Annotated in this window: 8 protein-coding genes and 1 riboswitch; of the genes, 2 read left to right on the top strand and 6 right to left on the bottom strand. The window is 49.5% G+C overall.

Annotation, left to right across the window (positions count from 1 at the left end; genetic code table 11):
• The first annotated feature begins 53 nt into the window (after positions 1-53).
• Together UNH61_RS04430 and UNH61_RS04435 are read left to right on the top strand one after the other, a co-directional pair.
• Positions 54-3,437 (top strand): TonB-dependent receptor, encoded by a 3,384-nt coding sequence (locus tag UNH61_RS04430; RefSeq protein WP_326990911.1) that lies wholly within the window; start codon positions 54-56, stop codon positions 3,435-3,437.
• Between the two features lie 24 nt (positions 3,438-3,461).
• Positions 3,462-5,252: a RagB/SusD family nutrient uptake outer membrane protein gene (locus UNH61_RS04435; protein WP_326990912.1), complete on the top strand. Its 1,791-nt coding sequence runs from the start codon at positions 3,462-3,464 to the stop codon at positions 5,250-5,252.
• Between the two features lie 119 nt (positions 5,253-5,371).
• Here UNH61_RS04435 and UNH61_RS04440 read toward each other — a convergent pair whose 3' ends face one another.
• The 6 genes from UNH61_RS04440 to UNH61_RS04465 form a co-directional block, all read right to left on the bottom strand.
• Entirely contained in the window at positions 5,372-6,376 is a 1,005-nt protein-coding gene (locus UNH61_RS04440; protein ID WP_326990913.1) for a c-type cytochrome, read from the bottom strand.
• 22 nt (positions 6,377-6,398) lie between these two features.
• Positions 6,399-7,847, bottom strand: coding sequence for an aryl-sulfate sulfotransferase (locus tag UNH61_RS04445; RefSeq protein WP_326990914.1), 1,449 nt, complete (start codon positions 7,845-7,847; stop codon positions 6,399-6,401).
• Between the two features lie 35 nt (positions 7,848-7,882).
• Positions 7,883-9,415, bottom strand: a complete 1,533-nt coding sequence (locus tag UNH61_RS04450) for a RagB/SusD family nutrient uptake outer membrane protein (RefSeq protein WP_326990915.1) — start codon at positions 9,413-9,415, stop codon at positions 7,883-7,885.
• 18 nt (positions 9,416-9,433) lie between these two features.
• Positions 9,434-12,781: a TonB-dependent receptor gene (locus UNH61_RS04455; protein WP_326990916.1), complete on the bottom strand. Its 3,348-nt coding sequence runs from the start codon at positions 12,779-12,781 to the stop codon at positions 9,434-9,436.
• A 96-nt stretch (positions 12,782-12,877) separates the two neighbouring features.
• Positions 12,878-14,086, bottom strand: a complete 1,209-nt coding sequence (locus UNH61_RS04460; protein ID WP_326990917.1) for a FecR domain-containing protein — start codon at positions 14,084-14,086, stop codon at positions 12,878-12,880.
• Between the two features lie 54 nt (positions 14,087-14,140).
• A complete protein-coding gene (locus tag UNH61_RS04465; protein ID WP_326990918.1) occupies positions 14,141-14,740 on the bottom strand; it encodes an RNA polymerase sigma-70 factor in 600 nt (199 codons plus the stop codon).
• A 148-nt stretch (positions 14,741-14,888) separates the two neighbouring features.
• Positions 14,889-15,091: riboswitch (cobalamin riboswitch) on the top strand.
• The last annotated feature ends 79 nt before the right edge of the window (positions 15,092-15,170 follow it).

Below are 15,170 nucleotides of genomic sequence, written 5' to 3' on the forward strand. Positions count from 1 at the left end.
CAGTGTCAATGAAAGAAGAACCTTAATAAAAATCAGTTAAATCCAATCCCGTTATGAAGAATTTGCTTCCACTTACGTGGGGCCTGGCACTGCTATGCCTGGTATCCAACGTACTAGCCGCAGACGCGGGCACACAGCAAAATTTTGCAGGCAGTGGCTATAACGAAAACGGCTATACGCCGCCTGCTCCGAAAGTCATCCGAGATACGCAGCTGACATTGAAAACGGCACTGGAGGAGATTTACAAGACCAGAGGCATCCTGTTTATTTACAACGATAAACAGATCGATGGTGTTCAGATCTCCCGGCAGTCGCTTTCGCTGGAAACCAATCCGCTGATCCATGCAATTGATAAGGCGCTTAACAGTCGCCAGCTTCGTTGCAGTAAGATCAGCAGCAAACAGTATCTCATCGTTTCCAACAGCGAAAAGGAAGCACCCGAAACACGTATTGAGGTGCCTAAACCCCGGCCAGATGTGGTTATTTCCGGTACCGTGCGGGATGCCATTGGCAATCCATTGCCCGGCGTGACAGTGAGGGTTAGCCGCACCGGCAAGGGAATGGTCACGAGTACAGTAGGGCGTTACTCCGTAGATGCGGAACCGTTAGATACGCTGGAGTTTTCATTTGTAGGCTATAAGAAACAATTGCAGCCCGTTCGCAACAGGCTGGAGATGGATGTGATTATGGAAGCGCAGGAAGGCGGCCTGAATGAAGTAGTGGTGGTAGGATTTGGTAAGCAACGTAAAATAAGTTTGATCGGTGCACAAACAGGTGTAAAAGTAGAAGAGCTGAAGCAACCGGTGCGTAACCTCAGTACCCTGCTTGCAGGCCGCCTGGCGGGCATCGTGGGCGTACAGCGCAGCGGGGAGCCCGGTTATGATGATGCGGAAGTATGGATACGCGGTATCTCCACATTTACCAACAGCCGTCCGCTTGTGCTGGTAGACGGTATAGAACGGCCTTTCTCCAATATCGACCCTGAAGACATTGAAAGTTTCAATATCCTCAAAGATGCCTCTGCTACTGCGGTTTACGGGGTAAGAGGCGCCAACGGCGTAATCGTGATTACCACCAAATCAGGTAAGGCACAGAAGGTACAGATCAATGCAGATCTGAACAAAGGGATCACCCAATTCACCCGCCTGCCGAAGTATGCCGATGGTGTTACTTATATGAAGATGGCGAACGAAGCAAATCTTACCCGGGGTGGAACTGCGCAATATTCCGATGAGGCTATCCGCAAAACTGCCTCCGGAGAAGATCCTGAGCTGTATCCCAATGTAAACTGGATCAATGAAATTTTTCGCAAACACGGAAGCAACAAACGCGCTAACGTTAACCTCAGAGGAGGTACCGATATTACTAACTACTATGTATCTGTTTCCTACTACGATGAAGTAGGGTTGTTCAAACGCGACGACCTGGCCAGGTACAATTCCGATATCAAATTCACCCGCTATAACTTCACCTCTAACCTCAACATGCGGGTAACTAAAACTACCCGTCTGGAATTTGGTGTACAGGGATACATTGGCAACGGTAACTTCCCCGGTACAGGCACTAACACTATATTCGAATCTGCCATCACCCTGCCGCCTATCGTACATCCGCCTAAGTACTCCGATGGGCGCATCGCCGGCCAGCGCACCGGCTCGGTGGCCAATCCCTACGATCAGCTGACACAGTCGGGCTACGTGACCGAATTCCGGAATCAGCTCTTCTCTAACATACGCCTGCGTCAGGATCTGGACTTCATTGTAAAAGGGCTCTCCTTTACCTCCATGTTCTCCTTCGATACCTATAACGAACACCGGATGGCACGTACGAAAACAGTGGATAACTGGCTGGCTACCGGCCGCGATGCCAACGGACAGCTCATCTTTGATCAGACACGTATCGGAACTAATTACCTGTCTTATTCACGCAGCAACGGAGGAAACCGGCAGTTTTATACAGAAACCGCCCTCAACTACGATAATGCTTTCGGAAAACATCGCGTAGGCGGATTACTGCTGTACAACCAGAGCGATAAAATCGATGCCTTCAAAGATGATTTCATCGGCTCTATTCCCCGCAGGCAGCGAGGTTTGGCGGGCAGGGCTACCTATTCGTTCGATGACCGGTACCTGGCAGAAGTGAATTTCGGATACAACGGTTCTGAAACTTTTTCTCCCAACAGACGTTATGGCTTCTTTCCTTCCGCCGGTTTGGGCTGGGTAGTGTCGGGAGAAAATTTTTTCAAACCGCTGACCAATGCGGTGCAATTCCTCAAGTTCCGCTTTTCTTATGGATTAGTGGGTAACGGGGAGATATTGGACGGCGATAATGTGCGCCGCTTCGCTTATATCCCGATAGTAGCGTCTACCAATGGTTACACCTTTGGCAAAGACAGAAACAATAAATTCGACGGGTATGATATCGGAGAGTATGCTTCGGACGTAACCTGGGAAACAGCCCGGAAAACGAACCTGGGCATGGAAGTTACCACCCTGAAAGGCAGTCTGAATCTGCAGGTAGACCTGTTCAAGGAAAGCCGCACCGGCATCTTCCTGCGCCGTTCGTCTATTCCGGCTATCATCGGATTGCGTAGCAATCCTTATGGCAACCTCGGTAAAACGGAGAACAAAGGCATCGACATTTCGGTGGACTATAACAGGAAGATCGGAGAGGTGCAGCTGGCCCTGAAAGGTAACTTCACCTTCAACCGTAATAAGGTAATTGATGACGACTTACCACCATGGGCTTATCCTTACCTCGAAAGAAAAGGAAGGAAGATCGGCCAGCGCTTCGGATACATCGCTGAAGGTTTATTCAGCGATTCGGCAGAAATTCTGAAAAGCCCGGTACAGAACGGAAATGTAAGACCCGGCGATATCAAATTCAAAGACATCAACGGCGATGGTGTCATCAATGCATACGATCAGGCCCCCATCGGTTATGGCTCTATTCCTGAAATCGTATATGGCTTCGGTATCAATGCAGCCTGGAGAAATTTTGCTATTGGTATGTTCTTCCAGGGAATTTCCAATGTAGATATCTACACCTATGGTGAAGGCTTCGTTCCCTTTCAGCAGGGTGGTACCAGGGGAAACCTGATGGATGTAGTCACCGACCGGTGGACACCCGATAATCCCAATCCACACCCCTTTTACCCGCGGCTGTCGTTCGGTGAAGTGAACGATAACTACAAGGCCAGTACCTGGTGGATAAAGAATGGCCGCTATCTGCGGCTTAAGAATGCAGAGGTCAGCTATACCCTGCCTCAGCACTGGCTGAAACGGATAGGTGTACAACGTTCCAGGATATATATGCTGGGCTACAACCTGCTTACTTTCAGTCCGTTTAAGCTGTGGGATGTGGAATTGGGCGAAGGCCGCGGTACCAAATATCCTCAGTTGACTACCTACACAGTTGGGGCATCGTTTCAGTTTTAATAACCGCTATTTAAATCTACCCGGATGAAAAAAATGATTTCAAAATATATAGTGCTGGTGCTGGTGTTCATAATAGCAGGTGCCTGTAAGAAAGGCTTCCTCGACCAGGTGCCCGATGACCGCATTACCATCGATGAGATCTTTACAAGGAAAAAAACTACGGAACAATATCTTGCTAACGTATATTCCTATGTAAGGGACGAGAGTAATCAATGGACAGATAATCCATGGGAGGGCTGTTCCGACGAAGCCGACATGACCTGGGCCAGGGCCGGCTATAATACTTATTTTATGAACCTGGGCAGCTGGGACCCGACTTCCGGATTTTTCGATTTCTGGACCAGCTATTACAAGGGAATCCGTTCGGCTACCTATTTTATGGAAAACGTGAACAGGTGCAAGGAAATCCTGGACCAGCCCGGCGGAGCAGACCTTATCAAACGATATAAAGCGGAAGCACGCTTCCTCCGCGCTTATTTCTATTTCTGCCTGATACGTCAGTATGGCCCCGTGCCATTGCTGGGCGAATCTATCCTGGCGCCGGATGTGCCTTTCGATCAAACCCAGATACCACGTGCTAACTACGATGAGTGTGTGAATTTCATTGCCACGGAGTTGGATAAAGCCGGGCAGGATTTGCCCATGCAGCAGTCGGACGAGCTGGAGTACGGCCGCATTACCAAACCCGTAACTATGGCGGTCAAAGCAAGAATGTTCCTCTATGCCGCGAGCCCGTTGTTCAACGGTAATGCCGACTATGCCAGCTTTGTTAATCAGGATGGCAAACAACTGACCAATACTACCTATGATCCGGCTAAATGGGCGAAAGCTGCTGATGCTGCTAAGGCAGTGATAGATCTGAATCTGTTCCAGCTGTACAGGGTAAACGCATCAGATGGCAGCTACGATCCGTTTACTTCCTGCAGAGATGCGGTGATGTCGCCCTGGAACAAGGAAGTGATTTTTGCACGCGCCGCCAATTCGGTAGATCAGTGGGAAGTACACAGCTCTCCCCGTTTTGCCGGCGGCTGGAGCGGCATTGGCGCTACCCAGCAAATAGTGGATGCCTTTTTTATGGAGAATGGCAAAACCATCGATGAAACAGGCTCCGGTTATGTGGCCACCGGTTTCTCCACTGCCGATACCCGTTATACCAAATCAGGTACTTACAACATGTATGTGGGAAGGGAACCCCGTTTTTATGTGTGCATCACCTATAACGGAATGACCTGGTTTAATAAGAGTGAGGGAGAGAAGAAAGTGGAATTGTTTAATACCGGCAATACGGGCAAAAGAGGCTCCTACGACTATTCCCGTACCGGCTATCTCGTGCGTAAGAATTATCATCCTGATACCTACCCGCGCCTCGGCCGCTATGTATACCGGCCTTTTGTGCTCTTCAGGCTGGGTGAAATGTACCTGAACTATGCAGAAGCACTGAACGAATCACAACCTGGTAATCCGGACATCCTGAAATACGTAAACGCTATCCGCAACCGCGCCGGTATCCCGGACCTGCCATCCGGCTTATCCCAGGCCGATATGCGGGAACGCATCCGCCGCGAACGCCGCGTGGAGCTGGCATTCGAATGTCATCGCTACTTTGATACCCGCCGCTGGAAAATTGCCGAGCAAACCGATGGCGGCCCATTCTACGGCATGAATGTAGATGCCGGTACCAATCTGACCGATATAAGCTTTTACCAGAAAACAGTTTTTGAAACACGGGTTTTTCAAAAGAAACATTACCTGTTCCCGATCCCGCAATTTGATATAGACAGGGATAAGAAACTGGTGCAGAATCCGGGGTGGTGAAGAATTAAGAATAGGGAATGTGGAATTAAGAAATGAAGCGAAGATATTAGCGATTAACAACCATATCCGCTAATATCTTCGCTTCATTTCTTAATTCCACATTCCCTATTCTTAATTCTTTAATAACTCGCTTTCTTCCCCTGTGCAGTCCAATAATCGATTATCGGCTGATAGGGACCGAATTTATGCTGTGCTATAGAAAAAGTATCTGCAAATGGTCCGTGGTCGTAATCGATCGCTTTTTCCGATATATGCGGATAATCGAAGCTTTTGGGATTCGGACGGTTGTGGATGTTGTCGTTGTTCACAAATGCGGCAATGTCCATGGCGTCTTTATCAGAGAGGAATGGTTTGCCGTCGGCAGTTTTATCGAAAGGCATATTGTTTTTCAGCCATTCGGCCTGTTTGATGACACGGTGCATGCTGGAGCCGGGCTGGTACGACTGGCTACCCCATAACGGTGGATACGTATAGGTGGCTTTATCGGCCGTTAGCTGTCCTTCGCCGTTTGGTCCGTGGCAGCGGGAACAGTTATCCTGGAAAAGTGTAGCGCCACGTTCCGGATTGGCTGCTTCATCCGGGAAGTTGAGCTGCCTGTTTTTAGCGCCTTTGAAAGGTTTGCCCTTTGGTACAAAGGTGTTGATCCATTTCAGATAGGAAAGAAAGGCCACCATTTCTTTGCTGTCGAGCGGAAGTGGTTTACCATTATGCGGCCTGGTCAGGCAGTTGTTCACCCGCTCTGCGAGGGTCAGCACTCTGCCTTCTCTGGCTCTGTACTGCGGATAATGTTCGTGGGAGGCCATCAGGTTGAAAGAGTAAGGCTTGGTGCCTGCATCCTGATGACAGTTATTGCAATTCATTTTATTCCCTGCAAACCTGCCGGCGCTTCCTTCGGGGCCAATGTACCTGGCGGTATTGATCATCAGCTCGCGGCCGTAGCGGACAGATTCTCCGAACTGGTCGTGCGGAATGAGGGAAGTATCGATGGTGATGTAAGGTTCACTGGCGGCGGCGGCAGCCGGAGTAGCCGCCGCTGATTTGCCTTCTACATTTGAGCCGCAGGAAGAAATAATAAAAGCTCCTCCTATACCAATCAGCCCCATTACTACTAGTAAGTTTCTCATGCGTGTTGTTTTTACGTGAACATCAGTGTTCGTAACCCGGCCGGGCCACATAAGGTGCTACCTGTTCTGCCGGAATAAAAGAGGCCCTGTAAGAACTGATACCGGTTCTTAACAGCCAGAAAAATCTGCCCTGCTGGTTGGTTAGTATAACGGTGTTCCTTTTGGTAGCGCATTGCAACAGCGCGCTGTCGCCCACAAGGTAGCTGCTGCCCATGCGTTCATTGAAATTTTCAGGCGGCAGTTTGCTGTCGATGACCAGCCTCGCCTGCTTTTTATCTTCATCAAGATCGAATGCCAGTGTGCGGGAAATCTTTTTGCTTACCCCATTGTCGAAGAACATCAGCTGACCCAGCTGGTTGATATGAACGGCATGCGCCTGATCAAACAGTACACTGTCTGGTAACGGAAAATCACCGCCCTTGCCAAACGCCCAGAGGCGCTTGCCGCTGCGGGCATCTATCTTCCAAATCTGTCCATTGTTATAAAAAGAAATCAGGTAATTACCATCCTTATCAAATGCCACGCAATTGGCATGCATCCAGTCTTTTTTGTCTTTCAGTATATCCTTATCCGTTAGTGGATCCAGTACATCAAAAACGGTCCATTTCCAGACCTGCTTTCCCTGACGGTCCAGCACCAGTATGCCATCTCCTTTCACCGTATCCTGTTTGCTGCCACCTTTGCTGCTCAGGTCTGCTGTTCTTTCCTCCACACAAAGTGTTACCAGCTGGTTAGCCGGATTGAGTAATATTTCGTGATGGATGGTTTGTTTGAAATCCTGTTGTCCTTTTTTGAGATTCAGCAGGGTATCGCCGGTGAGAGAAAGTTCCAGGATCTGATCGCCATAGCTGGTTTCGTAAGCAGGGCCACCCAGTAAGCCCAGGAAGGTATGCTGATCGGTAAAGCGTGCTACTTTGAATCCGGTACCGCTCACCTGGTGGTACCATACAATATCGCCTTTGGCATTCACGAGAAACAGTACGCCGGGATCATCCCTGCGGGAAACCATCACATAGCCCTTTCGGAAGCTGGCTGGCACCAGGCTGCTATCCGGACAAAACACACTGAATATATCCTTCATCCAGATGGGCAGATCGGAGGTATTAAACGTATATACTTTACTGTTATGAAGATTTTTACCATGGCCGGTAAGCACCCGGTATTCGTACTCGCAGGAGGGCCGGAGATTGGTCAGCACAATATCGTGATGAAGTTGATGGAGAGACAGGGGAGTAATAGTCCGTTCCTCTTCATGGCCCCTGCGCCAGTATTCAACGGCGGCATCCAGTGTATCTGTACATTGTATACCGGCTTTTACCTTCAGGGAGTTTTGCCCCTGCGGTGTAAGCCTGATCTCTGTAATATCTCCCTGGCCGCTGTTTGTGCATGATTGCCATAACAGCAACAATGCAGCTGCCACTGATATCAGTGGCAGTTTGCACGGTTGTTTATTCCATCTGTTGATTTGCATGATCAGTTCTTTCCTGATAAGATACGCATTCTGGTTTATTGGCGGCGGTCGGCGTTACTGAGATTTTTATTCAGGTCGGCCTGCGCCTGCGGATAGGGGAAGTATTTATCCCTCGGCATGGCGATGGAAGGCACCAGCTTCACCGTAGAAAGATAAGTGTTCACCACGTTCTGATACTTATTCATGCGGATCAGATCCTGGCGGCGTTTACATTCAAAGAAGAACTCCCAGCCGCGTTCCTGCAGGATGGCATCTCTCAGTGCATCTTTGGTAAAGGTGCCCGGAGCGCCCAGCTGATCGGCATGAGAGCGGGCCTTTACCTGGTTGATCAGACCGATAGCTTCTGCATTGGGACCACTCAGCTCATTCAGCGCCTCAGCTCTGCAAAGGAGGATATCTGCATAACGGAGTATCGGGAACACGTGGCCATCGTAGTAGGTGGTGGAGCCGTGAGGGTCTGCAAATTTGGTGGACGCTACGTCAGGCATGTAATAGAACCCTGCCGGAGGTTTGGTTTGGCCGGCGGGCGCCTGCATGTAGTGAAGACCGTCGGTGCCGGTGTAGTCGTAGTAGAACATCTGCTTACGATCGTCGTTGGCAGCGAACGTATTCCAGAAATACCAGGTACAGGCAAAATATTGCCACCTGTCGGTCACCTGCGGGTTATTGATAGGCCCGAAGTGGTTCATGATCTCTACGGCGTCGGATAAAGGATCGGCCAGCGCATTGAAGATATTTTCCTGGCACCATTTGTTCTTTTCTGCAAACAGTCCTGCGTAAGTCGGATACAGGCCGTATCCCAGCGCCATCACCTGCGTGGTCAGATCGAGTGCTTTCTGCCATTCGTGTTCGCGCATGTACAGCTTGCACAACAGGGAAAGGGCGGCGCCTTTGGTAGCACGACCTACATCAATGCTGGTGTTATAGATCGCGTTGTTTTTATAGTCGGTAGGAAGATTTTGCGCAGCAAATTCCAGGTCGCTGATGATGAACTTATTGATGTCGGCAACCGGTGTGAGCGGAAGAGCGGCTTCGTAGTTTGGATTGATTTTATTCTGCTCTACAGTTTTTTCATCTACCAGTATTACTGGTCCGAATGCATCTGTAAGGTCCACGTAACCGAGCGCACGCAGGAAGCGCAGTTCTGCTGTGAACTGATTTTTCTGTGCGTCGGTCAGCACCGGCATGCGGGGAATATAGTACAGGGCCATATTGGCATCTGTTACCAGCTTGTACTGATGGGTCCAGGCGAATGCCAGATAGGTATTGTTGGGCGACCACTGACAGTCGGACATCAGGCCCACATCCCCGCCGGAGCTGGCGTGGCCGATATCGGTGGTCAGGTCGGAGATGGTTACCTGGAACCCTGCATAGTACATCCAGGAGTCGTTTTTGCCACTGGGCTGTTTCAACCGGGAGTAAACACCTGTTACGGCGGCTTTGGCGTCGCTCAGTGTAATAAATGCGTTCTGGTCGGTAAGCAGGCTGTATACCTTGGGCTCTACTGTCTTCTCGCAGGAAGAAGCGCCGATAAGTAAAGCAGCCAGTGTGATATATGCGTATTTCATACGTTCGAAAATTGCAGATTAAAAGTTTACTTTAAGTCCGGCAGTAAAGGTCCGGTAAGCCGGGAATGCGGTGTAATCCAGACCAGACGACAGGTTGGCGTTACTTCCGCTGCTGTTAAGGTTACTGTTTACTTCCGGATCGGAACCGGTGTACTTCGTAATGGTGAACAGGTTTTGCACGGAACCATATACTTTAATACCCCTTATCGCTTTCAGGAAAGTTTTAGCCACCGGAATATTGTATCCCAGCATCACCATTTTACAACGCAGGTAAGATGCATTCTCCACGAAGCGGGAGTTCATCAGACTGCCGTAAGCAATAGCATAGCCATCTCTGGGGATGTCAGTGTTTTCGTTGGTGGTAGTCCATCTGTGCAGCGCATCTTTACCGGGGCCGGATTCCAATACCAGCCGGGTACCATTATACAGGCTGTAGTCGAGAGCGCCCTGCAGGAAAATGGTCAGATCGAAATTCTTGTAGCTGAAATCGTTGCTGATACCATAGATGTAATGAGGGTTGGCGTGGCCGAGGTAAGTACGGTCGTTGGCATTGATGATTCCATCTGGTTTACCATCCGGGCCGCTGATATCCTTGAATTTCGGATCACCGGGCTTAGACAGTGGTTGTGCGGGATGCGCTTCCCCCGTTTTGATGACGCCATCGTACACATAGCCATAGAAGGCACTCAGCTCCTGCCCGGGTTCCAGCCTGGTAAAGTCCATACCACGCCCGCCGTACAGGTTGGCTGTTTGGGTGATGATGTACGGCCTGCCGCCCAGGTCAAGCACTTTCTGTTTGTTGTAGGCGATATTCAGCGTAGTGTTCCAGGTGAACTGGCCGTCGCGTATGTTTTCTGTATTGATAGCCAGCTCCAGTCCTTTGTTTTCCAGTTCTCCGGTATTTACGATCTGTGAAGAAAAGCCATTCCAATCGCCGATGGGTACATCAAAGATCAGTTTATTGGTTTTCTTGCGGTAGTAATCGAGCGTAACGTTGATACGGTTGTGAGCAAAGCCCATGTCCACACCCAGATCCAGCTGCGCGGTGCTTTCCCACTGAAGGTTCGGATTAGGCAGGCGGGTGGCCACTGTGCCACCGGTACTGCCACTGCCATCGGTCAGGGATACATTGGTAGGTCCGAAGGTTGCCAGGTAGGTGTAATCAGGGATACGGTCGTTACCCGTGATACCGTAACCTCCCCTGATTTTCAGGTTGGAGAATACGTTGAGGTTTTTGATAAACTCTTCATCGCCCAGGCGCCATGCTACTGATCCGGAAGGGAAATAACCGAACCTGCGGTTAGGACCGAAGCGTGACGAACCATCGCGGCGTATAGTAAAGGTAGCCAGGTATTTGTCTTTGAAGCCATAGTTCACACGGCCATAGGCAGAGGTCATTTTCGTCACGATAGAGGAGCTCACGCTGGCCAGTCTTTCTGTACCCGCATCCAGTGCGTTATACAGGAAAGCATCCGTGCTGAAGCGCTGTACCTGTGAATAGTGGCGGTCGTTTCTGTCGTATTGATAAGATACCCCGGCCACTACATTCAATGAGTGAACGGTATTGAATATCTTCTTGTAGGTAAAGTAAGCTTCTGCGAGGCTGCGGGAGTTGGCCAGGTCGTTGACGCTGGCTTTACCGCCTACTTTTTCACCGTCTACCAGGTCGCGGGGCAGATAGGTACCTTCTTTCGTAGTGAAATATTCGGTACCGCCGTTCACACGGAAGTTCAGTCCCTGGAAGATCTCAAAGTCGCCATACACGTTGATGTTCATCTTATTCTCGAACCGGTCGTTCGTGGGCGCCAGCAGCCATGCGAGCGGGTTGTCTCTGCCTTTGAACCGGGCATAGGAGCCATCCGCATTGTATGCCGGGATAGCCGGTGAAGCGGTGAGGATACCATACATTACGTTCGATGGAACGATGTTACCATCATAGGTTTTGAAGTTGGTATATGCATGTGACGCATATACGCTGGCGCCTGTTTTAAAGCGTTCGGTGAATTGTTTGTCGTAGTTCAGACGAATGGAGTACCGTTTGTAGTCTGTATTTTTCAGGGCGCCTTCCTGATCGAAGTAGTTGGCAGATAATGCCACGCGATCGTTTCCTGCGCCGCCGGCCACGCTGATGTTATGGCTCTGCACAATACCGGGTCTGGTAGCCAGTTTGAACCAGTCGTTGTTACGGCCGCTGTTCAGATCGGCATCAGAGTAGTAGTTGGGTAATCCTTTTTCATTGGCTTTGGCATTGGTTACCTGCATATTTTCCAGGCCGGTCATTTTATCATACTCCTTCACGATCCGCTGGGTACCGTAGTAGCCATCGTATTGTATGGAAGGTTTGCCGGAGCGGCCTCTTTTGGTGGTGATCATTACCACCCCGTTGGCACCACGGGCGCCGTAGATGGCGGTCGACGAGGCATCTTTCAGGATCTGTATATCATCAATATCATTCGGGTTGATATCTTTACCGGTTTCGGAGGGAAATCCGTCTACCACATATAACGGTTCGTTGGTGGATTTGATGGAGTTACCGCCTCTGATGCGAACGATGGTTTGTCCGCCCGGCGCTGCGTTCGACTGGCTCACCTGCACACCGGCTGCACGGCCCTGTATTGCCTGTGCGGCGTTGCTGGTAACGCCACCGGTGTTCATCTGATCGCTGTTGATGGAGCTTACGGAACCGGTCAGGTCTTTTTTCTTTGCGGTACCATAACCTACTACGATCACATCATTCAGATGAGAAACATCTGATTCCAGGTTTATTTTCAGGGAGGTGTTCTTACCATCAAATTTGACAGAGATGTTCTTGTATCCCATCATGCTGATCACCAGTGTTTCTCCGGGATTGGCGTTGATCACGAAACTACCATCCGCTTTGGTGATAGTACCGGTGCTGGTGCCTTTTATGGCCACAGTAGCTCCGGGCAGCGGTTGTCCTTTGTCGCCGGTCACTATCCCATGAATTTCCACCGGTGGTGGGGGAGTAGTGGCGGGCTGTGTTACAGGCTTTGCCTTAATCACAATGGCCCCTCCTTCGATGGAATAGGTAAAGGGCTGGTTGCGTACAAAAAGATTCAACGCTTCGCCGACAGGCATGTTGGTGACAGTGAGGGATGTTTTGCCGCTTTTTTCCAGTACTGCTTCATCCGCCAGGATATTGAGCCCCGTTTGTTTGTTGATTTCACGGAACAGCTCTTTGGCGGTAGCGTTTTTGAGCGACAGGCTTACCACCTGTGTCTTTGTCTGTTCTGCCTGCGCCGATGCAGCAATGCAGAACAACGCGAGGAGTGTACTGATCTTTAGTAATTTGGTTGAGCGCCGGTTCCTTGCATACCGGGTACAGGCAATAGTACTTAATGACATACTTCTGCTGAATTTTGATTTAGATAAATGGTTTGGTTGCTTTATTGGCTTGCTTACAGGTAGCAGCCAATTCCCCTTAATACTTAATTCCCGTTTTTATTTTTCTCCCTGAACGATCAGTTTCCTGCCTTCCAGCCGGAAGGCTACGTCGTTTGCGTTCAGCATCTTTAATACATTCATCAGTGAACTGTTTCTGCTGATCATGCCAAAGAATTTTCTTGGTTTTACATGACCTTCGTACACTATATCTACATTATACCAATGGGAGAATTGCTTTAATACATTGGTTAAATCCGTATTCTCGAACTGGAAGTATCCATCTTTCCAGGCGATGATTTCCCCGGTGTTGACGCCGGTTATCTTCCGTATATTTCCGTTTATGCTTACCTGTGATTGTTCACCGGGGGCCAGTTGCAGGTTATTATTACCGCTGTTGACTTTCACCGCTCCTTCGAGAAGAGTGGTATTAATGGTGTTTTCATCGGGATAGGCGTTGATGTTGAAGCTGGTGCCCAGCACATCTACCGACATTTTATTCACATTAACGCGAAAGGGCCGGTGTGCGTCGTTCCTGATTTCGAAATAGGCTTCGCCGCTGAGATCCACTACCCGCTCATTACTGCTAAAGCTTACCGGGAACCTGATAGAGGAGGCTGCGTTCAGCCATACGCGGCTGCCATCGGCCAGCACGAGTGGAAAGGCTTCGCCCGCGGCCGTAGTGAGGGTGTTATACACCGGGCTTTGCGAATCATTGGAAGAGGCTATATATACCAGTTGCCCGTTTTTATTCACGGTGGTATTGTTACCCTGTTGTGCCAGTTGCTGCATACCCGTGCTGTCGAGCACCACTTTTTCGCCGTTGGCCAGCGTCAGTACTGCTTTGTTTTTGCCGGGTAATACATCCGTTGGGGTGGCTGTTTTGGCCGCTATTGGTTTTTGCCCTTTTGTTTGTTTTTGCCAGATGTACCATGCTGTAGGGAGAGATATACCTATCACTATTGCCGCCGCGGCCGCGTATCTGAACCGGGCTCTGTTCTGGTGCCCCGGGGGCATAAGCTTTACCGGGGTCGATTGAATGCGTTTCAGCAGTTCCTCCCTGACCCGGGCACTGTATTCGCCTGAGTCGGGGGAGCCGTCCGGTTTCACCTGGTAGAAAGCTGCCTGCATTTCGCTCAGCAGGATCCGGTTGGCGCCGTTCTGCTGCAGGTAGTCCATTAGTTCCAGTGCCTCGTCCGGACTGCATTTGCGCTGCTGCCAGCGTTGTAGCAATAGTTGATAATATTCACTGTTCTTTTCTACGGGCATATATAATACTATCCCGGGGGAAGAGAATAGGGTGGGTCGGTAAGAAAAATTTTTTTAATTTTTTTCGTAGCTTAAGATCATCGCGGAAAATAAGAGGATGGGAAACACCCCATCCGTATGCTTATACAAAAAAAACTGTATACTCCTCATCGCCAAGACCATATGCTCTTTCACAGTATTCCTGGAAATCCCCAGTTCCGTAGCCACTTCCTCATAACTTTTACTTTCCTCCCTGCACAGCCTGAAAACACGCTGGCGCTGAGGGGGAAGCTGGGCAATGGCTTCATGCAAAAGGGATTCGTATTGCTTCCAAAGCAGGCGGGTATCCGCATCTTCGGTTTGCCGGTGCAGTTCCTGCATCGTTTGCGTCCGGAGTTGCTCGTCGGCCGATATCTTCTTCAGTAATTTAAATACACGGTTACGGGTAATACGGTAAAGATAGCCGCTGAAACACAGCTCAGGATTGATCCGCTCCCTTATCTCCCAGATCTTGGTAAATACCTCCTGCAGTACATCTTCTGCAAGTTCAGGGATATTAATGAAGTGGAGAATATAAGTGTAAAGCGACGGATGATATTGGTTGTATAAAGTAATAAATGCCCCAGTATCTCCCTGCTGTAACTTCCTCAGCAAAACGACATCTTCATTGCTCACTGGATTCTCGATTTACTCACTAAAGTAAGTAATTGAGTGGAATTTTTTTCTTTTTTCCTATTGAACTATAATTGTTGTGCCTGCTTTTAAAATAAAAGATAAACGATACGGGGATTTATTATCTTCGCGGCCTGTTCTTTATGTATTACTAATCGAAGCAGATAATGGTTCCCGCCGGATGGCGGGATTAAAAGGGAACTGTGTGCAAATCACAGGCTGTCCCGCAACTGTAAGTCTGAGCAGCAAATTTGCTGCAACCAGTAAACAACAATGCCACTGTTCCTCCACGGAATGGGAAGGCGTTTACCGGTCAGGCGAGCCAGGAGACCTGCCTTTATCTTACTTTGACAATGCTTTCGTGGACTGAGGCATGTCTGGTTTCGGTAAGTGATCATCACCCGGAACAGGTGTGCCCGGTTACTACGAGGCA

Source organism: Chitinophaga sp. 180180018-3, assembly GCF_037893185.1.
GTDB lineage: Bacteria > Bacteroidota > Bacteroidia > Chitinophagales > Chitinophagaceae > Chitinophaga.